The sequence below is a fragment of the Pseudomonas sp. WP18 genome, assembly GCF_036689585.1.
Taxonomy (GTDB): Bacteria; Pseudomonadota; Gammaproteobacteria; order Pseudomonadales; family Pseudomonadaceae; genus Aquipseudomonas; species Aquipseudomonas chlororaphis_E.
The window spans coordinates 1399552-1422265 of sequence record NZ_CP144758.1 but is presented as its reverse complement, the minus strand read 5'-3'; the positions used below and the strand labels follow the sequence as shown (position 1 = coordinate 1422265).

Annotated in this window: 23 protein-coding genes; 9 read left to right on the top strand and 14 right to left on the bottom strand. The window is 61.8% G+C overall.

Annotated features, from left to right (window positions below; genetic code table 11):
• Positions 1 to 121: 121 nt before the first annotated feature.
• From V5F23_RS06250 to V5F23_RS06240, 3 genes are all read left to right on the top strand, one after another.
• Entirely contained in the window at positions 122 to 1153 is a 1032-nt protein-coding gene (locus V5F23_RS06250) for a LacI family DNA-binding transcriptional regulator (protein ID WP_042729863.1), read from the top strand.
• A gap of 153 nt (positions 1154 to 1306) precedes the next feature.
• Entirely contained in the window at positions 1307 to 1852 is a 546-nt protein-coding gene (locus tag V5F23_RS06245; RefSeq protein WP_212803468.1) for a hypothetical protein, read from the top strand.
• A gap of 66 nt (positions 1853 to 1918) precedes the next feature.
• The gene (locus V5F23_RS06240; protein ID WP_042729865.1) at positions 1919 to 2335 is read left to right on the top strand and encodes a GNAT family N-acetyltransferase; all 417 of its coding nucleotides are present in this window, start codon (positions 1919 to 1921) and stop codon (positions 2333 to 2335) included.
• Between the two features lie 125 nt (positions 2336 to 2460).
• On the opposite strand, the gene def is transcribed toward V5F23_RS06240, so the two are convergent.
• From def to V5F23_RS06225, 3 genes are all read right to left on the bottom strand, one after another.
• Entirely contained in the window at positions 2461 to 3000 is a 540-nt protein-coding gene (gene def / locus V5F23_RS06235) for a peptide deformylase (protein WP_212803467.1), read from the bottom strand.
• Positions 2997 to 3947, bottom strand: coding sequence for a YihY/virulence factor BrkB family protein (locus V5F23_RS06230; RefSeq protein ID WP_042729867.1), 951 nt, complete (start codon positions 3945 to 3947; stop codon positions 2997 to 2999). The genes def and V5F23_RS06230 overlap by 4 nt, the downstream gene beginning before the upstream one ends.
• Before the next feature lie 174 nt (positions 3948 to 4121).
• On the bottom strand, positions 4122 to 4313 hold the full coding sequence (locus V5F23_RS06225; protein WP_042729868.1) for a CsbD family protein: 192 nt from the start codon (positions 4311 to 4313) through the stop codon (positions 4122 to 4124).
• Between the two features lie 195 nt (positions 4314 to 4508).
• Here V5F23_RS06225 and V5F23_RS06220 point away from each other — a divergent pair, with 195 nt between their 5' ends.
• The gene (locus V5F23_RS06220; protein WP_047736898.1) at positions 4509 to 4886 is read left to right on the top strand and encodes a hypothetical protein; all 378 of its coding nucleotides are present in this window, start codon (positions 4509 to 4511) and stop codon (positions 4884 to 4886) included.
• Positions 4887 to 5074: 188 nt separating this feature from the next.
• Here V5F23_RS06220 and fadD1 read toward each other — a convergent pair whose 3' ends face one another.
• Both fadD1 and fadD2 read right to left on the bottom strand, forming a co-directional pair.
• Entirely contained in the window at positions 5075 to 6766 is a 1692-nt protein-coding gene (fadD1, locus tag V5F23_RS06215; RefSeq protein WP_047736900.1) for a long-chain-fatty-acid--CoA ligase FadD1, read from the bottom strand.
• 367 nt (positions 6767 to 7133) lie between these two features.
• Positions 7134 to 8822, bottom strand: coding sequence for a long-chain-fatty-acid--CoA ligase FadD2 (gene fadD2 / locus V5F23_RS06210; protein WP_042732214.1), 1689 nt, complete (start codon positions 8820 to 8822; stop codon positions 7134 to 7136).
• Positions 8823 to 9103: 281 nt separating this feature from the next.
• Between fadD2 and V5F23_RS06205 the strand changes: the two genes are divergently transcribed.
• Positions 9104 to 10048, top strand: a complete 945-nt coding sequence (locus V5F23_RS06205) for an alpha/beta hydrolase (RefSeq protein ID WP_042732213.1) — start codon at positions 9104 to 9106, stop codon at positions 10046 to 10048.
• Between the two features lie 42 nt (positions 10049 to 10090).
• On the top strand, positions 10091 to 10561 hold the full coding sequence (locus V5F23_RS06200; protein WP_003184579.1) for a MaoC family dehydratase: 471 nt from the start codon (positions 10091 to 10093) through the stop codon (positions 10559 to 10561).
• Between the two features lie 97 nt (positions 10562 to 10658).
• Here the strand turns inward: V5F23_RS06200 and V5F23_RS06195 are convergent, their stop codons facing one another.
• From V5F23_RS06195 to V5F23_RS06180, 4 genes are all read right to left on the bottom strand, one after another.
• Complete coding sequence (locus V5F23_RS06195; RefSeq protein ID WP_047736904.1) at positions 10659 to 11522, bottom strand: HlyD family secretion protein; 864 nt, start codon at positions 11520 to 11522, stop codon at positions 10659 to 10661.
• Between the two features lie 9 nt (positions 11523 to 11531).
• Entirely contained in the window at positions 11532 to 11738 is a 207-nt protein-coding gene (locus V5F23_RS06190; RefSeq protein WP_047736905.1) for a DUF1656 domain-containing protein, read from the bottom strand.
• Positions 11725 to 13725, bottom strand: a complete 2001-nt coding sequence (locus tag V5F23_RS06185) for an FUSC family protein (RefSeq protein WP_042731282.1) — start codon at positions 13723 to 13725, stop codon at positions 11725 to 11727. Before V5F23_RS06185 ends, V5F23_RS06190 begins: the two co-directional genes overlap by 14 nt.
• A gap of 225 nt (positions 13726 to 13950) precedes the next feature.
• Positions 13951 to 14418, bottom strand: coding sequence for a PA2169 family four-helix-bundle protein (locus tag V5F23_RS06180; protein ID WP_042731281.1), 468 nt, complete (start codon positions 14416 to 14418; stop codon positions 13951 to 13953).
• A 203-nt stretch (positions 14419 to 14621) separates the two neighbouring features.
• Here V5F23_RS06180 and V5F23_RS06175 point away from each other — a divergent pair, with 203 nt between their 5' ends.
• The gene (locus V5F23_RS06175; RefSeq protein WP_047736908.1) at positions 14622 to 14858 is read left to right on the top strand and encodes a DUF3820 family protein; all 237 of its coding nucleotides are present in this window, start codon (positions 14622 to 14624) and stop codon (positions 14856 to 14858) included.
• An 11-nt stretch (positions 14859 to 14869) separates the two neighbouring features.
• Entirely contained in the window at positions 14870 to 16057 is a 1188-nt protein-coding gene (locus V5F23_RS06170) for an aminotransferase class V-fold PLP-dependent enzyme (RefSeq protein WP_042731279.1), read from the top strand.
• Positions 16058 to 16167: 110 nt separating this feature from the next.
• On the opposite strand, the gene V5F23_RS06165 is transcribed toward V5F23_RS06170, so the two are convergent.
• Genes V5F23_RS06165 through zwf form a run of 3 tightly spaced genes read right to left on the bottom strand, consistent with a single transcriptional unit; the run spans position 16168 to position 19020 of the window.
• Positions 16168 to 16833, bottom strand: coding sequence for a bifunctional 4-hydroxy-2-oxoglutarate aldolase/2-dehydro-3-deoxy-phosphogluconate aldolase (locus tag V5F23_RS06165; protein ID WP_042731278.1), 666 nt, complete (start codon positions 16831 to 16833; stop codon positions 16168 to 16170).
• A gap of 17 nt (positions 16834 to 16850) precedes the next feature.
• A complete protein-coding gene (pgl, locus tag V5F23_RS06160) occupies positions 16851 to 17564 on the bottom strand; it encodes a 6-phosphogluconolactonase (RefSeq protein ID WP_042731277.1) in 714 nt (237 codons plus the stop codon).
• The gene (zwf, locus tag V5F23_RS06155) at positions 17551 to 19020 is read right to left on the bottom strand and encodes a glucose-6-phosphate dehydrogenase (protein WP_042731276.1); all 1470 of its coding nucleotides are present in this window, start codon (positions 19018 to 19020) and stop codon (positions 17551 to 17553) included. The genes pgl and zwf overlap by 14 nt, the downstream gene beginning before the upstream one ends.
• Positions 19021 to 19216: 196 nt before the next feature.
• Here zwf and V5F23_RS06150 point away from each other — a divergent pair, with 196 nt between their 5' ends.
• Positions 19217 to 20077: a MurR/RpiR family transcriptional regulator gene (locus V5F23_RS06150; protein WP_172679730.1), complete on the top strand. Its 861-nt coding sequence runs from the start codon at positions 19217 to 19219 to the stop codon at positions 20075 to 20077.
• A gap of 138 nt (positions 20078 to 20215) precedes the next feature.
• Here the strand turns inward: V5F23_RS06150 and V5F23_RS06145 are convergent, their stop codons facing one another.
• A complete protein-coding gene (locus tag V5F23_RS06145; RefSeq protein WP_042731274.1) occupies positions 20216 to 21070 on the bottom strand; it encodes a D-hexose-6-phosphate mutarotase in 855 nt (284 codons plus the stop codon).
• A gap of 188 nt (positions 21071 to 21258) precedes the next feature.
• Positions 21259 to 22605, bottom strand: a complete 1347-nt coding sequence (locus tag V5F23_RS06140; protein WP_042731273.1) for a carbohydrate porin — start codon at positions 22603 to 22605, stop codon at positions 21259 to 21261.
• Positions 22606 to 22714: the final 109 nt, after the last annotated feature.

The following is a 22714-nucleotide window of genomic DNA, read 5'->3' as shown; positions in this document are numbered from 1 at the left end:
TGCAGCATGTTCGTTCACGACACCCACGCACGAGGTTCAGGCAAACCCCGCTCACGCATTTGCAGCCGCGTCGAGACAGCGCTACCTTAGTGCCTTGATTTTTGTTTGGCAAGCCGCCCTGATGACCGCCCCTAAAAACGATAAGAATCCTCGCACCACCGGCCGCCCTACCCTCAACGAAGTAGCACACCTGGCCGGTGTCAGCCCCATCACCGCTTCCCGCGCCTTGCGCGGCGTCAGCACCGTGGCCACGGAACTGGTGGAAAAAGTCCGCCAGGCCGCGCTGGAACTCAACTACGTGGTCAACCCGGCCGCCCGCGCGCTGGCATCGGCCCAGAGCCATTCGGTGGTAGTGCTGGTCCCGTCGCTGTCCAACCTGCTGTTCATCGACACCCTGGAGGCGATCCATCGTGTGCTGCGGCCCAAGGGCTTCGAAGTGGTGATCGGCAACTACCACTATTCCCGGGACGAAGAAGAAGACCTGTTGCGCAACTACATGGCCTATCAGCCACGAGGCTTGCTGCTGACCGGTTTCGACCGCACCGAGAGCGCCCGGCGCATGATCGAGGCCAGCAACATTCCCTGTGTGTACATGATGGAACTGGACCCCGGCGCGGGCCTCAATTGCGTGGGCTTTTCCCAACTCAAGGCTGGCGAGACGGCCGCCGCGCACCTGATTTCCAAGGGCCGCAAGCGCCTGGCCTACATCGGCGCCCAGCTGGACCAGCGCACCCTGGCGCGCGGCGAAGGCTTCCGCCGCGCGTTGCAGAAGGCCGGGCTGTACGACCCGGATCTGGAACTGCTGACGCCACGCCCGTCCTCGGTGGGGCTGGGCGGCGAGCTGTTCCTGCAATTGCTCGACAGCCACCCGGATGTCGACGCGATCTTCTTTGGCAACGACGACCTGGCCCACGGCGCCTTGTTCGAGGCCCTGCGCTGCGGCATCAGGATCCCCGAGCAGATCTCGGTCCTGGGCTTCAACGACCTGCCCGCCTCCGCCCACATGGTGCCGCGCCTGAGCAGCATCAGCACCCCACGGGAAGCCATCGGCCAGCGCGCCGCTGAGCAGATGCTGACGCTGATGGCGGGCAACCGCATCGCGCAACCGGTGGTGGACATGGGGTTCGAACTCAAAGTGCGCGAAAGCACCTGAAGGCCCAGGCGGTCGATCGATGCCGTCCAGCGGCAAGGGTTGGCCGCCCTTCCTAGCGTCCGATGGCGCCGCCCCCTGTAAAACCTGGGGTCGCAGGCCAGGCATGGGAATTGCTCTGGCCCATGGCCCAGCCATTACCTACAGGTGTCCATCATGTTGGTCAGTGCCAAACAGCAAGCGATCAATCTGCCCCTCAAACGCCCCGGCGAGGACCTTACCGCCGAGGCGGCCAGCGGCCTGCAAAGCGCCGCATTGCAGGCGCTGCGCGATAACGTCCAGGCCCAAGCCAGCCAGGCCAGCACCCAGGTCCAGGATTCGTTCACCCGCCGCGCCACCCAGCAGGTCAACGCAGCCATCGCCATCAGCGACAAGGTGGACGAGGCATTCGCCAAGACCCGCGTGCAATTGCAGAGCTCGTCGTCCAAAGACACGGCCGCGGCCGGCAGTTCCGCAATGGAAGCCTTCAAGGACTACATGAGCAAGACGCCGGAGCAACGCCTGCGCGACAGCATTCTTGCGGAGCTGGGCATCACCGAAGAAGAGTTCCAGGCAATGCCGCCCGAGAAGCAGGCAGCCGTCAGCCAGGAGATCGCGCAACGCATGCAGGACAAATCAGCGATAGCCCAGGTTGAAAAGGCCCAGGAAAACCGTACCGATGGCAAAACCCCATTGGCTGATGTGTTCCTCGCCTCTCTCTAAGCTTGATGATGCGCCGGGGCGGCCAGCTATACTGGCGGCCCCTGATTCCCTCCCCCCGCCCCTGCCATGCCTGAAATCCACTACACGTTGCTCGACGAACCGCTATGGCCGCTGATGAACAAGTTCTACCGCGCCCACCAATCCTCGATGAAGGCGGTGCGTGACGCACAGCTGTGGGTAGCGCGCCAGGACGACATCGTCGCCGCCCTGTGCCTGCGGCAGGTAGCAGGTGGGCATTGGTTGACCGGATTGTTTGTCGACCCGGCCTACCGCGCCCAAGGCATCGCGGCGCGGTTGATCGCCGAGGCGGTGAAGGCCGTGCAAGCGCCGGTGTGGTTGTTCTGCCATCCGGACCTGCGTGAATTTTATGAACGACGCGGATTCAGCTTCGACCCGGCCCTGCCCTATGCGATGGCGGAGCGATTGAGCCGGTATGCCCGCAGCAAGCCGATGATTGCGATGGGGTTGGTGCCTCCTTCTTAATGGCAACACAGGCCAATGTGGGAGCGAGCTTGCTCGCGATGGCGTCGGGTCTGTGATTCGACTGTGACCGACACATCGCTATCGCGAGCAAGCTCGCTCCCACAGAGGGACTGTGTCGGTTCCAGTCAGTCGTCGGCCGCAGGGTCCAGGTCCGGGAACATCACCTCGGTGAAGCCGAACTTGCTGAAGTCGCTGATGCGCGACGGGTACAGGCGCCCGATCAGGTGATCGCACTCATGCTGGACTACCCGCGCGTGAAACCCCGAGGCCGTGCGCACGATGGGCTGGCCCTTGGGGTCGAATCCTTCGTAGCGAATGTGCCGATAGCGCTCCACGGCGCCGCGCAGGCCCGGCACGGACAGGCAACCTTCGAAGCCTTCCTCCATCTGCGGGTCCAGCGGGGTGATCAGCGGGTTGATCAGGATCGTTTGCGGCACGGCCTCGGCGTCGGGGTATCGCTCGCTGTGCTCGAAGCCGAAGATCACCAACTGCAGGTCCACGCCGATCTGCGGCGCCGCCAGGCCAACGCCGCCGACACTTTCCATGGTCTGGAACATGTCATCGATCAACTGCCACAGCTGCGGCGAGTCGAACATCTCCGGTGGCACGGGCGGGGCAATGCGCAGCAGGCGCTCGTCCCCCATCTTCAGGATTTCGCGAATCATGGTCGGGCTTCATCGGGGTGGGGGTGAGGGATTGAATGGTCGCGGCCCAGGCCCGACACATGCTGTTTCTCGTGCTCGCCAGGGTGTTTTTCACCCGGGTCCTTGCCCTCGGTGGACATGTGCTCGATGACGGCATTCATTTCCGCCCCAAGCAACAGCACCGCCGAAGAAATGTAGAAGTACAGCAACAGCACGATGATCGCGCCGATGCTGCCGTACATGGCGTTGTAGTTGGCGAAGGTCTTGACGTAGAACGCAAAGCCCAGCGAAGCGATGATCCACACCACCACCGCCAGCACCGACCCCGGCGTGATGAAGCGAAACTCCTGCTTGACGTCAGGCATCACGTAATAGATCAACGCCACCGCCACCATCAGCAAAATCACGATCACCGGCCAGCGCACGATCGTCCAGAGCGTGACGATGAATTCCTCCAGCCCGACCTGGGCCGCGATCCACTCCATCACCTGTGGCCCGAGAACCATCAGCGCCGCCGCAATAAGCAACATGCCGGCGATGCCCACGGTGTAGAAGATCGACAGCGGGAAACGCTTCCAGGCCGGACGGCCTTCCACCACGTCGTAGGCAGCGTTCATGGCGCTCATCATCAGCCGCACGCCCGCCGAGGCGGTCCACAAGGCAATGACAATACCCACCGACAGCAACCCACCCTTGGATTGCTGGAGCTGGTCGATCACCGGGTTGACCTGCTCCAGGGCCTGGGGCGGCAGCACCAGTTCCGACTGCAGGCGCAGCCAGGAAAAGAAGTCCGGCAGGTGCAGGAAACCGATCAGCGCGATCAGGAAGAGGATGAAGGGAAACAGCGAAAACAGCATCTGATAGGCCAATGCCGACGCATAGGTGGACATCTCGTCGTCGAGAAACTCGGTCACGGTGCGCATCATCACACGATGCAAGGGCAAGCCTTTCATGGCCGGGAACATCATGTGCGTCTCCTTTCGCCGCAAAAAAGGAAGGTCGCTTGGCGACTCATGGGTTGTTATGCCAGACAAAGTAACCTGTTTGGCGACTTTTGGAACAATTTCCCCGGCGCAAGTTCGAGCCGACACGAAAACGGCCACCCGCAGATGGCCGTTCCAATCGTTTTTCCAGCGGGCCGGTTACGCTTTATCGACGCCTTTCTTGAGCGCGTCCTTGGCCTTGCCCACGTTTTGCTGGACCTCGCCCTTCTTCTCCTGGACCACGCCCTCGGCGCGCAGGCGGTCATTGTCGGTGGCCTTGCCGACGCCTTGCTTGATATTGCCGACGGCTTCGTTGGCAACGCCCTTCACTTTATCGCTCGTGCTACCCATGATGTGTCTCCTGTGAACAACGCTACGAAAAGTCATTACATAGGGTTGACCGGGGCCGTTTGCGGGGAGTTTCATTTTTTTCAACGGCACATTTGATCGGCAAATGCAGGTTGCGCTTTATGTTTGCCGAGCAACCCCCGAGAATGCCCCACGTATTCAGGCTGCGGCTTGAAGCTCCAACCCCGTAGGAACGTTATGAAACTCGATAAAAAGCAGGCCATTGCCCGCAGGAACCAGGAACTGGGCGGCGCCGTACTGGGCGTCAACAACTGCCACTTCAGCGAATTGAACCGCAACCGCAACATTTTCTGGTTCAACCTCCCGGTGACGCGCCTGGCCATCGGGCAATACGAATGGATCCACCTGCTGCTGCACACCCCGGCCACCGACCAGTTGCTGCACCTGAAAGTGCCGACGGTGTTCCTGCGCGAAAAAATGGAAGGCCTGGAAGTACGCAACCAAGGCAAGCGCAAGGCAGCCCTGAGCCTGGAGTTGAGCGCGGACAAGGATTCGTACCTGCAAGACATGCGGCCGGGGGGCACCAACCTGGATTTTGCGCAGTTCAGGGTGTAGCCAACTGCTGACGAACAACCCATTGTGGCGAGGGGATTTATCCCCGCTGGGGCGCGAAGCGGCCCTCGCTTTTTGGGTCTGCTTCGCAGCCCAGCGGGGATAAATCCCCTCGCCACAACGGCGGTCGACTCCAGATCACCGCCCAATAAAAAACCCCGCTCATGCGGGGCTTTTTGTGTACAAGCTTTTTACTTCTTCACACCCAGTTTCCTGAGCTCTTCATCACGCAGCTCGCGCCGCAGGATCTTGCCCACGTTGGTGGTCGGCAAGGCATCGCGGAACTCCACGGCCCTGGGCACTTTGTAGCCGGTGACGTTGGCGCGCATGTGCTCCATGACCTGCTCCTTGGTCAAGGTGACGCCCGGTCGTGCAACGATGAAGATCTTGATCGCTTCACCGGACTTCTCGTCCGGAATGCCGATGGCCGCGCATTGCAGCACGCCCGGCAGCGTCGCCAGCACGTCTTCCAGCTCGTTGGGGTACACGTTGAAACCGGAGATCAGGATCATGTCCTTCTTGCGATCGACGATGCGCATGTAGCCGTCGGGCTGGATCAGCGCGATGTCACCGGTCTTGAGCCAGCCTTCGCTGTCGAGGATTTCGTCGGTGGCTTCCTGGCGCTGCCAGTAGCCCTTCATCACCTGCGGCCCCTTCACGCACAATTCGCCGATTTCGCCCAACGGCTGTTCGACGCCCGCGTCGTTGATCACCTTGCACAAGGTCGAAGGCACCGGAATACCGATGGTGCCGACCTGGATGTTCTGGATCGGATTCACCGTGGCGACCGGGCTGGTCTCGGTCATGCCATAGCCTTCGCAGATCGGGCATCCGGTCACCGCTTTCCAGCGCTCGGCCGCCGCCAGTTGCAGGGCCATGCCGCCGGACAAGGTGACCTTGAGGGCCGAGAAGTCCAGCTTGCGGAACGCCTCGTTGTTGCACAGCGCCACGAACAGGGTGTTGAGGCCGACGAAGCCGCTGAACTTCCACTTGGACAGTTCCTTGACCATCGCCGGAAGGTCGCGCGGGTTGCTGATCAGGATGTTGTGGTTGCCGATCAGCATCATCGCCATGCAATGGAAGGTGAAGGCATAGATGTGATACAGCGGCAGCGGCGTGATCAGCACTTCGCAACCTTCGTTGAGGTTCGAGCCCATGAGCGCCTTGCATTGCAGCATGTTCGCCACCAGGTTGCGGTGGCTCAGCATCGCGCCCTTGGCCACGCCGGTGGTGCCGCCGGTGTATTGCAGCACCGCCACCTCATCGCTGGAAGGGTTGGCTTCGCTCACCGGCTGGCCGTGGCCCTTGCTCAGCACATCGTTGAACTTGACGGCCTTGGGCAAGTGATAGGCCGGGACCATCTTCTTGACGTACTTGATCACGCTGTTGATCAACAGGCGCTTGAGCGGCGGCAACAGGTCGGCCACTTCGGTGACGATGACGTGCTTGACACTCGTCTTGGGGACCACGGCCTCGGCCAGGTGCGCCATGTTCGCCAGGCACACCAGCGCCTTGGCGCCGGAGTCGTTGAACTGGTGTTCCATCTCCCGCGCGGTGTACAGCGGGTTGGTATTGACCACGATGAGCCCGGCGCGGATCGCACCGAACACGGCCACCGGGTACTGGAGGACGTTGGGCAACTGCACGGCGATTCGATCACCGGGCTGCAAATCGGTATGCTGTTGCAGGTACGCGGCAAAGGCCCCGGACAACTCGTAGAGTTCACCGTAGGTGATCGTCTTGCCGAGGTTGCTGAATGCCGGCTTGTTGGCGAAGCGTTGGCAGGACTGCTTCAACACCGCCTGAATATTCGGATACTCGTCTGGATTGATGTCGGCAGCAATCCCAGCTGGGTACTTATCCTTCCAAAAGTCTTCGATCATGGAAGCCCACTCCTCAGCAACGCGAATTCTCACCGCATTTGATGCGATTATTATTGGTGTGTGTTTGTTGGTGAATCTGGCTTGAATCAAGGCCGAGAAGTCACAAAAGCGCGCCGAGAGTAGCAGCTTTGCCGAGGGTCGCCTAGGGCCAAAAGTGGCCCCCACAGTCACAAACATGACTCAAGAATATTCAATGGTCATTTTTAGAGTAAAAATTCTAGCCTGATCTGAATCGCCCTGAATACCCAAAAAACGATGGGAGCGAGCTTGCTCGCGATGGCGGTGTATCAGTCAGCATCTCTGTCACTGATATATCGCCATCGCGAGCAGGCTCGCTCCCACAGAGGGCTACTGGGCTTCTCGGGCCTCAGGCGATGTCGCGTAACTCACGACGCAGGATCTTGCCCACCGGCGTCATCGGCAACGACTCACGCAGCACGATGTGCTTGGGGATCTTGTAGCCGGTGAAGTTCTCCTTGCAGTAGGCCTTGAGCTCTTCCAGGCTGACGCCCGCTTCGCGCGCCACCACGAACAGTTTCACCGCCTCCCCCGAACGTTCGTCCGGCACGCCGATCACCGCGCAGTTGGCCACCTTCGGATGGGCCATCACCACGTCTTCGATCTCGTTGGGGTACACGTTGAAACCGGAGACGATGATCATGTCCTTCTTGCGGTCGACGATGCGCACGAATCCGTCCGGGTCGATCACCGCGATATCGCCGGACTTGAACCAGCCTTCGCTGTCCAGCACTTCGGCCGTGGCTTCGGGCTTGTTCCAATAGCCCTTCATGATCTGCGGGCCCTTGATGCACAACTCGCCACGTTCGCCCAAGGGCTGCTCGATGCCGTCGTCGCTGATCACCTTCATCAGCGTGCCGGGCACCGGCAAGCCCACCGTGCCCAGTCGCGACTTGTCGCCATAAGGGTTGGTGCAGGCCACGGGCGAGGTCTCGGTCAGGCCGTAGCCTTCGGTGATGCGGCATCCGGTGAGCTGCGCCCAACGCTCTGCGGTGGCCTTGACCAGCGCGGTGCCACCGGAATTGGTGACCTTGAGGTGGGAGAAATCCAGGGTCTTGAAGTCCGGGTGGTCCATCAACGCCACAAACAGCGTGTTGAGCCCCAGCAGCGCCGAGAATCGCCAGTGCTTCAGCTCCTTGATGAAGCCGCCGATGTCCCGCGGATTGGTGATCAGGACGTTGTGATTGCCGGTGACCATCATGCACATGCAATTGGCCGTGAAGGCATAGATGTGGTACAGCGGCAGCGGCGCGATCATCACCTCCTGGCCTTCGCGCATCAGCGGATGGCCATCGTCGCCGAACTGCCCCAGGCACGCCCGGGCCTGCTGCATGTTCGCCACCAGGTTGCCGTGGGTCAGCATCGCGCCTTTCGCCAGCCCGGTGGTACCGCCGGTGTATTGCAGTACGGCCACATCATCGAGGCTGACCTTCAGCGGCTTGATCGGCTGGCCGCGTCCCAGGCGCAACGCACTCTTGAACGAAATGGCCTGGGGCAGCGAATAGTCCGGGACCATTTTCTTGACCTTGTTCACCATCAGGTTGACCAGCCAGCCCTTGGCGGCAGGCATCAGGTCGCCCATCCTGGCTTCGATCAGGTACTGCAGGTCGGTATCGGGCAGCACCTCCTGGACTTTCTGCCCGAACAGGTTCATGTACACCAGCGCGCGGGCACCGGAGTCTTTGAACTGATGGCGCATTTCCCGCGGGGTGTACAACGGGTTGGTGTTGACCACGATCAGACCGGCCCGCAAAGCGCCGAACACGGCAATCGGATAATGCAGGACATTGGGCATCTGCACCGCGATGCGATCGCCCGGCGCCAGGTCGGTATGGGCTTGCAGGTAGCCGGCAAACGCCGCGCTGTAGCGCTCGAGCTCGGCATACGTGAGGGTCACCCCCATGTTGCTGAACGCCGGGCGGTCGGCGAACTTCTTGCAGGAACGCTCGAACACCTCGATGACCGACTTGTAGGCGTCGAGGTCGACGTCCTGGGGCACGCCGGCCGGGCGCTTGTCATTCCAGAAATCAGGCTGCATTGTTTTTGTCCTCTTTACCTGAGCGTATCCGGGACCGCATCTGTATCGCTTGCAGAGGCGGAGCTTCTGGGACACTAGCAGCTATGGTCAATCAGGCAAATATGGCAACCTGCGTCATAGATCGTGTGAATCTTCCTGCCTAGTGGTTTGTGTGGTGAGTTCAGCTTCTGGCGCCGAAGTGACTGACAGAACTGACCACATAGACACGAAAGCGTCGTCTGATCAGGCGAGACGCAACGGATGGGCTATACCATTGAGCAACATCGTGCCAAGGAACCGCCATGATCCACCAAACGTTCTGGCTGACCGCAACCGACCACAGCCGTCTGTTCGTCAACCAGTGGCTGCCCGACGCCGCGCCGGTGGCGGTCATCCTGCTGGCCCACGGCATGGCCGAGCACAGCGGCCGCTATGCGCGCCTGGCCCAGGCGCTGTGCGATGAGGGCTATGGCGTCTACGCCCCGGACCTGCGCGGCCACGGACGCACCGCCGACGGAGCGACCCTCGGGCATTACGCGGATCAGGACGGCTGGGCCAAGGTCGTGGGCGACCTGGCGAGCCTCAACCATCACATCGGCCAGCAACATCCAGACACACCAATCGTGCTGCTCGGCCATAGCATGGGCAGCTACATCGCCCAGGGCTACCTGCTGCACCACAGCGCCAGCCTGCATGGGGCGATCCTCAGCGGTTCCAACTTCCAGCCCGTGGCGCTCTACCGCGCCGCGCGCCTGATCGCGCGTTTCGAGCGTCGGCGCCAGGGTGCCACCGGGCGCAGTGCGTTGATCGAGTGGCTGTCGTTCGGCAGTTTCAACAAGCCTTTCAAGCCCACGCGCACCGCTTTCGACTGGCTCAGCCGGGACCCGGCGGAAGTCGACAAGTACGTGCACGACCCCCTGTGCGGCTTTCGCTGCACCAACCAGCTGTGGGTCGATCTGCTCGGCGGGTTGCAGCAAATCAGCAAAGCGTCCAATCTCGCCCAGATCGATCCGGGCTTGCCGCTGCTGGTGATCGGTGGTGAATGTGATCCGGTGAGCCAAGGCAAGCGTCTGAAGGATCTGGCCGACGCTTTGCGCGCCGCAGGCAGCCAGCACCTGCAACTGACGATCTACCCGCAGGCCCGGCACGAACTGTTCAATGAAACCAACCGCGATGAAGTGACCGCCGACGTACTGGCCTGGATTGCCCAGGCCCTCAGCCACAAGCGGCCGCCACGCAGCGAGTAGGTCTCCAGCGTTTTCCTTTACCCGTCACAGGATTCAAGACACATGACCCAGGTTACCAACATCCCTTACGAAGCCCTTGAAGTCGGCCAGACCGCCAGCTACAGCAAGACCGTGGAAGAACGCGATATCCAGCTGTTCGCCGCGATGTCGGGCGACCACAACCCGGTGCACCTGGACGCCGAATTCGCCGCGGCCAGCATGTTCAAGGAACGCATCGCCCACGGCATGTTCAGCGGTGCGCTGATCAGCGCGGCGGTGGCCTGCGAGCTGCCTGGGCCGGGCACCATCTACATCGGCCAGCAGATGAGCTTCCAGAAACCGGTGAAGATCGGCGACACCCTGACCGTGCGCCTGGAGATCCTCGAGAAACTGCCGAAATTCCGCGTGCGCATCGCGACCCGCGTGTTCAATCAGCGTGATGAGCTGGTGGTGGACGGCGAAGCCGAAATCCTCGCCCCGCGCAAGCAACAGACCGTGACCTTGCCGACGCTGCCGGCGATTACTGTCGGTTGATTCGCTGAAGCGATCAGCCCCAGCGGATTGAATGAAGCACCGCATCTCTTGTGGCGAGGTAGCAAGCTCCCTCGCCACAAGGTTCGTGCGCGACGGACTATGGCAGGTCTTCGCGCACTTGCACGCTCGCCGTCATCCCTGCACTCAGGTTCACCCCTTCCGGTACCTTGTCCAACTTGATCCGCACCGGGATCCGCTGGGCCAGGCGCACCCAGTTGAACGTCGGCTCGACCTCCGCCAGCAGTTGCGCATCGGGGTTGGTGTTGCGGTCGGTGATGCCCCGGCTGATGCTCTCGACGTGGCCTTGCAATGCATGGTCGGTGCTCATCAGCCAGACCTTGACCAGATCACCGACGCGAATCCTCGGCAGTTTGGTTTCTTCAAAGTAAGCCTGCACATAGAAGGTCGAGTCATCGATCAACGCCATGACCGGCTGCCCGGCGTTCACGTAGTTGCCCTCGGCCAGGCGCAGGTTGGTGATGTGGCCGCTGCGGGGGGCCAGGACCTGGCTGCGGGCCAGGTTGAGCTCGGCAACCTTGGCTTCGGCCTGGGCTTCGCGCAATTCGCCGCGGGCGATGCCGGCGTTGATCTGGGCGTTTTCCCGCAGCTCGGCGCTGATGGCCTGTGGCCCCAGGGCGGCGCGGCGGCTGGCTTCGTGTTCGCGCAGGCTCAGTTGCTGCTGGCGGGTCTGGACCACCGCATGGGCTTTTTCCACCGCCGCCTCGAAACGCTCGCGGTCGATGCTCAGCAAGAGATCGCCGGCCTTGACCTGCTGGTTATCCACCGCCTTGAGCTCGCGCACCCAACCCGACACGTCGGGCGCAATCACCACCACGTCGGCACGGATCCGCGCATCGCGGGTCCAGGGGGTGAGCATGTAGTACTGCCACAGGTGGAACCCGGCGAAGATCGCCACGGCAACCACGCACAGCGTGACGGCGACACGTACGGAGGTACGCATGTTCAACTCCTATAGCGGCCCGAGGACCACGGTAATGACAGTCAGGACACAGACATAGAGGGCGCAGTCGAACAAGGCTTCATGCCAGATCCAGCGCCCGACCGGCAGCAGGCCGAGCAACAGGCGCAGCGCGCCGGTCACCAGCAGCGCCAACACCAGGTAAATCAGGAACGGACTGAGCAACACCCCGCCAATCGTCCACTCACGCAAGCCCATGGCTGTGCTCCCGTCGTTCAGGTTCATGCTGGCGGCACCAGGCGCGCCAGCTGTTCTGCAATTGCACCACCGCGCCCTGGGCCAGTTTCAGCGCATCACTGGCGGGTTGGGCCGCCAACACCTCAAGAAATTCGGCGCTCGCCGTCGCCAGGGCGTCGGCCCGATCGCCGGCCGGCCCGCGTTCGAGCGTGTGCTCCAAGGCAGCGAAGTAACGTTGCTGCGCCTGCTGCTCGGACACCTGGGCGACGGCCAGGCTCAGGCGCAGGTGCAACAGCTCATCGCCAATGTCCAGGCCCAGCAAGCCGTCGTCCCAACGGCTGCGGGCCTGCACCGGCAACTCCGGGTAATGCCGCGCCAGTTGCAACAGTCGGTCAGCCATGCGCCCGCCGAACCAGCTCTCGGCGCCACGCAGGCTGCGATGGGTCAGACGCACCAGATCATCGAGCGTCGCCGCCAGCAAGCGCCGGCTGTGCCAGGCCGGGTCACGCAGCATCAGCAGGTTGAACGCCAGCACCGCCGCGCCCACGCCGATCATCATCGCCTGGGCGTTGTTGAAGAACGCCGCGACGTCGTACTTCATGGTGTTGAGCGGCGAGACCAACACCACGAAATGCAGGCAGAACGAGGTAGCGGTGGCGAAGATCGGCGGCTTGGCCATGCCCAGTGCGCCGAAAAACAAAGGCACGCCCATGGCCAGGCTGAGCAGGGCGAAACTGCTCCACTGCGGCAGTACGATCTCGCCGATCACGAACGCCGTGGGCACGGCCAGGCAAATACCGCGCAGGAAGCTCATGCCAATCTGCGCACCGTTTTCGCGGCTGGCGAACAGGCTGCACACCACACACGTGAGCACCAGGGCGCCCGAGGCCGCAGGCCAGGCCGTGGCCAGCCAGAAACTGGCCACGGCGAGGAACGCCAGGGCACTGCGCGCGCCAAACACCATCGCCAGGGACAGGTCGCGATGAGGCGCCAGGGTGCGCGGCGGATCCACCGCCGCCTTGCCCTCCTGCACAGCCGTCAGGGCCGCGCAGGCGGCCAGGGCGGTGTCGAGCAACAACGCGATCCTGGCCAGGCAGTAACTCTGTGCCGAACTGATCTGCGGATCGTGGGACGCATCCCACACCCGGGGGCGCAGCGCTTGCAACGTGGCGCTGTCGCCGTCGAGGGCTTGCTGCACGTCGTCCATCCACGGCTGGAGCGCCTGGGCTTCGACGGGATCGAGTTGCCTCCACTGCCGACGCACCGAGCGGGAAATGCGCAGCAGCATCAACAGTTTCTGGCTCAAGCCGCTGATGGCCCGGGCCCGCTGCCGCCCCAGGCGGCCCTCGAACCAGGCGTGTTCACGCTGGGCGTCGACCGCGACAATCTTGCCGAGGATTTCCAGCAAGCCCTTGCGCGCCTGGGCATCGCCCGCCAGGGTGGCACGGGCCGCCTGCATGCCGCTCTGCCAGGCGGCGCGAGCCTGCCCGGCCAGTTGCCGCTCGACCCGCAGCGGCCAGAGCAAGGCACTGGCGGCCGTGGCGCAGATGATCCCCAGGCTGATCTCGGTGCAGCGCGCCACCGCCTGGTCGAACACGGTCAAAGGATGGGAAATGGCCGGCAAGGCGATGATCGCCACGGTGTACCCGGCGAGCACGAATGAGTAAGACCAGGCACTGCGCAGCAACGTCGAACAGGCCGTGCACAAGCCCAGCCACACCGCCAGGGCCAGCAGGAACAACCACGGTGTCTGGGCGAACAGGGCCATGAACACCACGGACATGACCGTGCCCACCAGCGTGCCGAGCAGGCGTGCCAGGCCTTTCTGGACGACCATGCCGGACAACGGCTGCGCGACGATGATCGCCGTCATCAATGCCCACGACGGCTGCTCCAGCCCGAAGCGCAACGCCAGCCACAGGGCCAGTCCGGCGCCGAGCACGGTCTTGATGGCGAACTGCAACGCGAGGCGGTCGGGAGCGAACAGGGCCTGGAAGGTAATGGGCACGCAAAAGACTCTTCTGGGGGAACGTTGTAACGATAGATGGAATGCAGGTAATCGGCAGGCGCAATTATTAGCTGGCTAACTACTTCAGTCCATAGGCGATTACCGTTGATTTTCACAACACACTTTCTCTGACCGGCGACGCTGCGCAAGAGATCCCTTGTCGCCAAACGACGCCCACAAAAAAACGCCAGGCAAGCTGGCGTTTTTTTGGGTCAGGCGTGCGCGTTAGCTGGCAGCACGCGCCTGGTTACGCAGCGCCTTGACCTGATCATGGTTGCGTTGCACACCGTGGTACTGGCGCTCGACCAGATCACGAATGCCCACCAGGTTGTGCTTGTTGATTTTCTCGATGGCTTCGCGATAAGCCTTCAAGGCATGGTCTTCGCCGCGCTCGGCTTCGTTGAGCACTGCCTCTTCGTCCTTGCCAGTGAACATCGACTTCACGTCGACCCAACGGCGGTGCAGGTCACCGGCTACGCTGGTGGAGGTTTCCGGATCGCCGCCCAGGGAACGTACAGCCGCTTGCAGTTCGGCAGCAGCCGTCGCGCAGTCAGTCGAACGCTTCACGAACAGCGCCTTGAGTTCGGGGTGCTTGATGTCTTCTGCGCAGGTCTTGAACCCTTCCTGGCCATCTTTGCTGGTCTCGATCAGGTCGTTCAGGACGGAGATGGATTCTTTGTTGATGTCAGTCATTTTTCAGTTCCTTTGCTGGTGAATAAAACCTGCAAGGACTATTGCATCGGCCGTGCCAGGCCAAAAACAAGATAAATATTCAATAAAATCAATCAGTTAATATTTAACCGGAAATCTGTATCCGCGTTATTTGCATGATCTGTCAATTGGCCTGCATGCAGAATGCCTGTATTTTCCAGGCTGGTTGAAGGAAGACGAATGCCATGAACCCGCAAATGCTCGAACTGCTGGTCACCCGCCAGATGCCCTTCGGCAAATACAAGGGTCGCATCCTGGCCGACCTGCCCGGCCCTTACCTGAATTGGTTCGCCCGCGAAGGTTTTCCCCACGGCGAACTGGGCGGCCTGCTGGCGTTGATGCAGGAAATCGACCACAACGGTTTGTCCGACCTGCTCGACCCGTTGCGCGCCAAACACGGCAAACCCAAGCCCCGCCATTGACCGAGTCTCCCATGCCCGAGAATACGCTGCGCGCCCACGATGAAGCTTTCTGGCAGACCTTTGTCGGTCGCTACGATGTCGATCCTGGTGCACCGCTCAACCTGGAAAACGGTTACTTCGGGCGCATGTCCCGCACCGTTGTCGAGGAATACCAACGCAACATCGAATTCATCAACCGCACAAACTCGGTGTATGTACGCCAGCATTTCGACCTTGAACACAGCGAAGCCATTCGCCGCCAGATCGCGCAGTTGATCCACGCTGCGCCCCAGGCCGTGGCATTGGCCACCAGCGCAGTGGACGCCCTGCAGACGTTGATTCGCAATTACAACGGCCTGAAACCGGGCGACCAGGTGCTGATCAGTGACGTGGAATATGCCTCGGTCAAAAGCGCGATGCGCTGGCTGGCGCGCCAGCGCGGCGTGGAACTGATTGAAATCGTCCACCCGCACCCCGCCAGCTACGAGAGCCTGGTGGGCACTTACCGCCAAGCGTTCACCCAGCACCCTCGCCTCAAATTGATGGCGCTGACCTATGTCAACCACCTCACCGGGCTGGTGATGCCGGTCCAGGCAATTGCCGAGACCGCCCGGGAGTTCGGGGTCGACATCATCCTCGACGGCGCCCACGCCCTGGGCCAGATCAACTTCGACCTGCAGAAGCTCGGAATCGAGTTTGCCGGGTTCAATTTGCAGAAGTGGATCGGCGGTCCGCTGGCCCTGGGGTTCCTGTACATCGCCCCCCATCGGCTGGCCGACATCGACCCGGACATGGACGAAGGGAGCTATCCGGCCAGTGACATCCGCTCGCGCACGCCCCACAGCACGCCCAACATCCCGGCGTTGCTCACCCTGCCCCTGGTGTTCGAGGAGCACCGCGCCCTGGGCGGCGCCTCGGCCAAGGGCGCGCGCCTGTGCCACTTGCGCGACCTGTGGGTGACGGCGGTGCGCGACCTGCCAGGCATCGAAGTCATGACACCGGACGATCGGCGCCTGTATTGCGGCATCACCGCCATGCGCTTCACCGCCCACACCGACCAGCAGGCGATGGCCGATCGATTGCTCGACGAGTACGGGATCTTCACCGTGGTGCGCCAAACCAGCGCCGGGCCTTGCATCCGCATTACCCCAGGGCTGATTACCTTGGCGAGTGATATCGAACGGTTGACCCAAGCGCTGATCGAATTGAGCCGAACATAATTGTGGTCGGTGTTCAGCTGGCACGATGTGGCGAACTTCAGGCAAAAAAAAACGGTGCGCCGACCAAGCGCACCGTAAAACCGTAGAGCACCCAACGAGGTTCGGTCGAATCAGTCCAGCAGCGCCAAGGCCTCGGCGGTGCATTCCTGAATGCGGGCCCAGTCGCCGTTCTTGATCCACTCCGGATCGAGCATCCAACTGCCGCCCACGCACATCACGTTCTTCAATGCCATGTAACTCTTGATATTGGCCGGACCGACGCCGCCGGTCGGGCAGAATTTCACTTCGCCGAAGGGGCCGCCCAGGGCCTTGATGGCCGCGACGCCGCCACTGACTTCCGCCGGGAACAACTTGAAGCGGCGGTAGCCCAGGCCATAGCCTTCCATGATGCCCGAGGCGTTGCTGATGCCCGGCAACAACGGGATCGAGCTGTACACGCTGGCTTCAAGCAGGTCACGAGTAATGCCTGGGGTCACGATGAACTGCGAACCGGCCGCTTCGGCGGCCTCCAGCATATGGCGATCGAGCACCGTACCGGCACCGGTCACCAACTCTGGACGCTGCTCGCGCAGGACCTGGATGGCCTTGAGGCCGAACTGGGAACGCAAGGTCACTTCCAACGCCGTCAGGCCACCGGCAGCCAAGGCGTCGGCCAGCGGCAGGATGTCCTGTTCGCGGGCGATGGTGATCACCGGCAGGATCCGCGCCTTGGCGCAGAGGCTGTCGATCAGGGCAACTTTGTCCGCCATGGAAACGGTCGGGGATGGGTTTGTCATAGCGGCTGATCCTTGGTTCATGGGCACCAGTAAATCTCTAACGTAGGTTGCAAAAACGCACGGATCGGCATTTCGGCGACGTTGTCACCAGCCACCGCGGCGCTCAGGGTGGTCAATTTCGACTGACCGGAAATCGACAGCACTTTGTGTTTCGCAGAGGCCAGCAAGGCACGGCTCATGGTCAGGCGCTGATGCGGCACCGTCGGCGCCAGCATCGGCCAGCAGCGACGCGTGCCCTGGGCATCAAGGGCTTGAGCCAGGTTCGGGCTGTCGGGGAACAACGACGCGGTGTGCCCGTCGTCGCCCATGCCCAAAACCAGCACGTCGATGGACGGCAGTTCGCCCAGCAGGCGATCGGCCTGTTCGGCGGCCGCCTCCAGGTTGGCGCTTGGGCTATAGAGGCTCAGGAACTGGGCCTTGGCCGCAGCGCCTTGCAGCAGGTAGCGCTTGAGCAGGCCGGCATTGCTGTCGGCATGTTCAACCGGCACCCAGCGCTCGTCCGCCAGGCTCACCAGCACCTTCGACCAGTCCAGGGTCTGCTTGGCCAGGCTCTGGAAAAACGCCACCGGGCTACGACCGCCCGACACCACCAGCACGGCCGTGCCGCGCGCGTCGATCGCCTCGCGCAGTTGCTCGGCCACCTTCAGGGCCAAGCCTTCGGCCAACAACACCGGGCTCTTGAATTCGAGGGCGCTGACGCCCTGGGGCAGTTTCACTTCAGATATCGCCATACCATGACCTCCCATCCCGCGTGATCAGTGCAATGGAGCTCATCGGCCCCCAGGACCCGGCCGCGTACGGCTTGGGCGCATCGCCAGACTTCTTCCACCCGGCGATCAACTGGTCACACCACGTCCACGCGGCTTCGATTTCATCTTTACGGACAAACAGGTTCTGATTGCCATTCATGACTTCCAGCAACAACCGCTCGTAGGCATCGGGAATCCGTGCGCTGCGCCAGGTGTCGGAGAAGTTGAGTTGCAACGGACCGCTGCGCAATTGCATGCCCTTGTCCAGGCCCTGCTCCTTGGTCATCACCCGCAAGGAGATCCCTTCGTCCGGTTGCAGGCGGATGATCAGTTTGTTGCTGATCTGCAAGCGCTGCTCAGGGGCGAAAATGTAGTGGGACGGTTCCTTGAAGTGGATGACGATCTGCGACAGCTTCTGCGGCATGCGCTTGCCGGTACGCAAGTAGAACGGCACGCCGGCCCAGCGCCAGTTGCGGATGTCGGCACGCAGGGCGACGAAGGTTTCGGTGTCGCTCTGGGTGTTGGAATTGGGCTCTTCCAGGTAACCCGGCACAGCCTTGCCTTCGCTGTGGCCGGCGATGTACTGGCCGCGCACCACCTGGGTGGTCAGGCCTTCCGGGCTGATCGGCGCCAGGGCCTTGAGCACCTTGACCTTCTCGTCACGGATGCTGTCGGCCGACAGGTCGGCCGGCGGGTCCATGGCAATCAGGCACAACAGTTGGAGCAAGTGGTTCTGGATCATGTCCCGCAGTTGGCCGGCCTTGTCGAAATAGCCCCAGCGGCCTTCGATACCGACCTTCTCGGCCACGGTGATTTCCACGTGGGAGATGTAGTTCTGGTTCCACTGGGTTTCGAACAGGCTGTTGGCGAACCGCAACGCAATCAGGTTCTGGACCGTTTCCTTGCCCAGGTAGTGGTCGATGCGGTAGGTGCGGTTTTCGGGGAAGAACTGCGCCACCGCGTCGTTGACCTTGCGCGACGACTCCAGGTCCGAGCCGATGGGTTTTTCCAGCACGACGCGGGTGTTTTCGCTCAGGCCAACCTTGGCCAGGTTCTCGCAGATCGCGCCGTACACCGCCGCCGGGGTGGCGAAATAGGCGATGACCTGCTGGGCCGAACCGGCCTGCTCGGCCAGGGCGACGTAATCGTCAGCCTTGAGAAAGTCCACATGCAGGTACGTCAGTCGCGCCAGGAAGCGCTCGACCACGGCTTCGTCCAGGTCCTTGTCGCCCACGTAGCGGCGCAGTTCGGTGGCAATGAAAGCCAGGTGCTGCTGCTCGCTGCCGGGTTCACGGGCCAGCGCGATGATTCGCGTGTCCTCGTGCAGCAATTGCGCGCCATCGAGTTGATAAAGGGCAGGAAAAAGCTTGCGCAGGGCCAGGTCGCCCAACGCGCCGAACAAGGCAAAGGTGCACGGTTCAACCGTAATCGAATGCATGATGTTTGTTCTTTTATCAAGTTAAGCTACAAATACCTTTTTTCAAGGCATCACTCAAGGAAAAATGTAGTAATAACCACAACATTTTCCGAAAATACCGTTTCCGAGTGGTGGTCCGTCGGAGCCAACAGTAGGATAGGCCACCGCAAAGGGTCGTACCAAAGACCCGTCTTTCTAGGAATCTTGTATGGACCGCGTGCGAAATTTACTGGAACAGATCCAGACTCGCCTTGAAGAACTCAACAAGGCAGAACGCAAGGTGGCCGAGATCATCCTGCTCAACCCACAGCAGGCGACCCGCTTCAGCATCGCTGCCCTCGCCCAGGCCGCTTCGGTCAGCGAACCGACCGTCAACCGCTTCTGCCGCTCGTTCGGCGTCAGCGGCTACCCAGAACTCAAACTGCAACTGGCCCAGAGCCTGGCGAGCGGCGCAGCCTATGTCAGCCGCGCCGTGGAAGCCGACGACAACCCGGAAGCCTACACCCGCAAGATCTTCGGCAGTGCCATTGCTTCATTGGACAGCGCCTGCCAGGCCCTTGATCCAAATTTGATCAGTCGTGCCGTGGACCTGCTGATCCAGGCCCGACAGATCCACTTCTTCGGCCTCGGCGCCTCGGCTCCGGTGGCCCTGGATGCCCAGCACAAGTTCTTCCGATTCAACCTGGCGGTGACCGCCCACGCCGACGTATTGATGCAGCGCATGATCGCGTCGGTGGCCCATACCGGCGAACTGTTCGTGATCATTTCCTACACCGGGCGCACCCGCGAGCTGGTGGAAGTGGCACGCATCGCCCGGGAAAACGGAGCGTCCGTGCTCGGCCTGACCGCTGAAAATTCGCCCCTGGCGAAGGCCAGCACCTTGAGCCTGAACATTCCGCTGCCCGAAGACACCGACATCTACATGCCGATGACGTCGCGGATCATCCAACTCACCGTGCTGGACGTGCTCGCCACCGGCATGACCTTGCGCCGAGGCGTGGATTTCCAGCCGCACCTGCGCAAGATCAAGGAAAGCCTGAACGCCAGCCGGTATCCGGTGGGGGATGAGTTCAACTGATTCGGCTTGAATGCTTTATGGCCTGACAAGCCGTCATCGCGAGCAAGCTCGCTCCCACACTGGATCTTTGGCGTTCACAACCCCTGTGGGAGCGAGCTTGCTCGCGATGGGGCCGGCAGCCTCACCCACCCTCCAGAATCAAGCCCCCACCCGCGCCTGCAAACTCAGGTGAGCCCGCTCCCCCGGCGCCAGGCACAGGCTGTCGGTGCCGCCACTGGCGGCCTCGACGCAGACAAACTCGCTGATCTCATCCCAGCTCACCCCCAGCAATGGCCGGGCACCCGGGTGCCACACCACGGTGTCGGCGCTGTCGCCCGTGTCGATGCACAGTTCGCGCTGCCAGGCGCGATCCTTGAGCTGCAATTCGCCCTCATGCTGGAACACCCGCTGGCAACCGCCGTCGACTCGCAACTCACCTTCCTGCTGGCAAACCTCGCGACTCAACTGGTCGTAACCTTGAGCACCTTCCAGCCCAGACAGCGCTATCTCACCAACATCGCCAATACGCCAGTAGGCATGCAAAGCCTGACTCAACTGGCACGGCAGGCTGTCCTGGTGCTCGGTGCTCAAGCGCAGCTCCATGCGTTCACCCAGGTCGGCATGCAGGTCCACCTGCCAGTCGCACAGTTGCAACTGCCAGTGCAGGTGCACGCCGTCGTCATCGCTGCGGCTGTCGAGCAGTTTCCAGTCGATCAGTCGCGCCCAGCCATGGGACGGCCAGGCGTTTTCACTGGGATGGCGGCCATACCACGGCCAACACACCGGCACCCCGCCGCGTATCGCACCGACTTGCGGCCACTTGGCCGCACACCACAACCAGGGTTTCTGGCCACGGGGTTGGAAATGCAGCAACTGCGCGCCCTGGCGGCTGAACACCGCCTGGCACAGCGGATGGTCGATCACCAGCACATCGCGCTGCCGATAGCGCTCCCAGGCAAACACCGGGCGCTCGCGCAAGGATCTGAAAAAGCGTTGTAGCGGATGCTCATGCATGGGCCGCGGTCCTGGAAATCATTGAATTGCTCATCTGTTCGCGACGCGCTCTTTTGTGGCGAGGGAGCTAGCTCCCTCGCCACAACGCTCGGTGTCCAACCAAACGATTGAGTGCTCCCCAAAAAAAAGCGGACAGCCTTGGCTGTCCGCAAATATGCGCACATAGAGAGGAGCTTATCGCAACAACGTTAGAACACCGACTGAATTTTCAGGCCGGCCACCAGGGCGTTGTCGACTTCATCCACGCCACCTGGGTGGGTGATGTACTGCAGGTTGGGACGTACGGTCAGCCAGTTGGTGACGTGAACACCGTAGTTGAGCTCGTAGTTGTACTCGGTGCTGCGCAGCGGTGCGAACAACGGGTCGTTGTAGTCGTTGACGCCATTGGCAGCGTTGGTCAGCTCGGCGTTTTTCTTCACGTCATCGTTGACATGGATACGCGAGAAGCCGATCCCGATGTCATCTTTGGGACGTGCATCGAACGGCCCCTTGTACACGAACATCAACGACTGGTAGTTGTCGACGACGTTGGTGTCCTTGTCGTGGAAGGTCGCGTTGGCGGCGATGTTCAGGCCGCGGGACGCGTCACCGTTGTGAGTGGTGAGCTGTTGCTGCGCCACGAACCAGTAGCCGTGCTTGCTGTCATGGCTGCGATAGGCATTGCCGGTGGTCGCGGCGTCGTTACCGTTGTCATCCTCACGGACGTCATTGGCATCGGCCGTGCTCTTGTAGTAACCGACCCGGTATTCGCCTGGCAGGTTGTTGACCTTCGGCGACCAGACCAGCTCGACCGGGATGACGGTGCCCTTGGTGCCACTGCCGCTGAGCTTGAAGCCGTTGCCGTGCTCCAGTTGCGAAGGGTTCTGGTTGTAGGCACCGATCTGCGCATAGAACTCAGGCGTGAGGTTGTACTTCACGCGGATCGCCGCCTGGCTGACGGGCCAGTTGTACCAGATGTTGGTCGCCCAGTTACCCACCTGGGAACCGCAGAAAGCCAGGTTCTGGAATTCGCAAGGGAAGGTGTTGAAGTCTTCGCCTTCGCCGAAGTAACCGGCCTTCACGTCCAGCTTGCCGTCGAGGAACTGGTGCTTGATCCACAGTTGGGTCAGACGGACCATGTGGCCACGGCCGTAGACTTCCTGGGAAGAACTCAAGGTGCCGGCACGCGGATCGCCGACACGGTCATTGGAGATGTTTTGCCCGTTACGATTGGTCAGCTGGATCTTGGCCTGGGTGTTATCCCAGCCCCACAGCTTTTGCAGGTCCAACGCCACGCCCAGACCGAACTGGTCGGAGTAGCGCGCTGTCTTGTCGTTGTTGTAGCCACCGTGCAGGTTGCCACCCACTTCACCGACGTAGTCAGCCTTGATGTCGATACCCTGCTCGATCAGCTTGGTCCGTTCACCACCCCAGTCACCCGTCATCCACTGCGAATCGGCGCTGAACGCGTCGGCCGCATGTGCGCTACCGGCCAGCATCATCGCCGCAACGGCTGACAACTGGCAGATAAGCTGGGTGTTGTTTTTCTTCTTCATCCCTACATCCTCGTCTTTATTGTTATTAACTGTTTTTATCTAACGCGGTTTACAACGATTGCGGCGAATGGTCCCCCACCCACCGCATGCTCTGCTGTGGGAACGGGCT

Bases quoted from the DNA above. Each gene is read 5' to 3' on its own strand.
- V5F23_RS06140 (WP_042731273.1), bottom strand. From the start codon at position 22,605: ATGAAGAAGAAAAACAACACCCAGCTTATCTGCCAGTTGTCAGCCGTT.
- V5F23_RS06220 (WP_047736898.1), top strand. From the start codon at position 4,509: ATGAAACTCGATAAAAAGCAGGCCATTGCCCGCAGGAACCAGGAACTG.
- V5F23_RS06175 (WP_047736908.1), top strand. From the start codon at position 14,622: ATGAACCCGCAAATGCTCGAACTGCTGGTCACCCGCCAGATGCCCTTC.
- V5F23_RS06190 (WP_047736905.1), bottom strand. From the start codon at position 11,738: ATGGGCTTGCGTGAGTGGACGATTGGCGGGGTGTTGCTCAGTCCGTTC.
- zwf (WP_042731276.1), bottom strand. From the start codon at position 19,020: ATGCATTCGATTACGGTTGAACCGTGCACCTTTGCCTTGTTCGGCGCG.
- V5F23_RS06225 (WP_042729868.1), bottom strand. From the start codon at position 4,313: ATGGGTAGCACGAGCGATAAAGTGAAGGGCGTTGCCAACGAAGCCGTC.
- V5F23_RS06180 (WP_042731281.1), bottom strand. From the start codon at position 14,418: ATGACTGACATCAACAAAGAATCCATCTCCGTCCTGAACGACCTGATC.
- V5F23_RS06245 (WP_212803468.1), top strand. From the start codon at position 1,307: ATGTTGGTCAGTGCCAAACAGCAAGCGATCAATCTGCCCCTCAAACGC.
- V5F23_RS06205 (WP_042732213.1), top strand. From the start codon at position 9,104: ATGATCCACCAAACGTTCTGGCTGACCGCAACCGACCACAGCCGTCTG.
- def (WP_212803467.1), bottom strand. From the start codon at position 3,000: ATGATTCGCGAAATCCTGAAGATGGGGGACGAGCGCCTGCTGCGCATT.
- V5F23_RS06195 (WP_047736904.1), bottom strand. From the start codon at position 11,522: ATGCGTACCTCCGTACGTGTCGCCGTCACGCTGTGCGTGGTTGCCGTG.
- V5F23_RS06145 (WP_042731274.1), bottom strand. From the start codon at position 21,070: ATGCATGAGCATCCGCTACAACGCTTTTTCAGATCCTTGCGCGAGCGC.
- V5F23_RS06240 (WP_042729865.1), top strand. From the start codon at position 1,919: ATGCCTGAAATCCACTACACGTTGCTCGACGAACCGCTATGGCCGCTG.
- pgl (WP_042731277.1), bottom strand. From the start codon at position 17,564: ATGGCGATATCTGAAGTGAAACTGCCCCAGGGCGTCAGCGCCCTCGAA.
- V5F23_RS06230 (WP_042729867.1), bottom strand. From the start codon at position 3,947: ATGATGTTCCCGGCCATGAAAGGCTTGCCCTTGCATCGTGTGATGATG.
- fadD1 (WP_047736900.1), bottom strand. From the start codon at position 6,766: ATGATCGAAGACTTTTGGAAGGATAAGTACCCAGCTGGGATTGCTGCC.
- V5F23_RS06200 (WP_003184579.1), top strand. From the start codon at position 10,091: ATGACCCAGGTTACCAACATCCCTTACGAAGCCCTTGAAGTCGGCCAG.
- fadD2 (WP_042732214.1), bottom strand. From the start codon at position 8,822: ATGCAGCCTGATTTCTGGAATGACAAGCGCCCGGCCGGCGTGCCCCAG.
- V5F23_RS06170 (WP_042731279.1), top strand. From the start codon at position 14,870: ATGCCCGAGAATACGCTGCGCGCCCACGATGAAGCTTTCTGGCAGACC.
- V5F23_RS06165 (WP_042731278.1), bottom strand. From the start codon at position 16,833: ATGACAAACCCATCCCCGACCGTTTCCATGGCGGACAAAGTTGCCCTG.
- V5F23_RS06250 (WP_042729863.1), top strand. From the start codon at position 122: ATGACCGCCCCTAAAAACGATAAGAATCCTCGCACCACCGGCCGCCCT.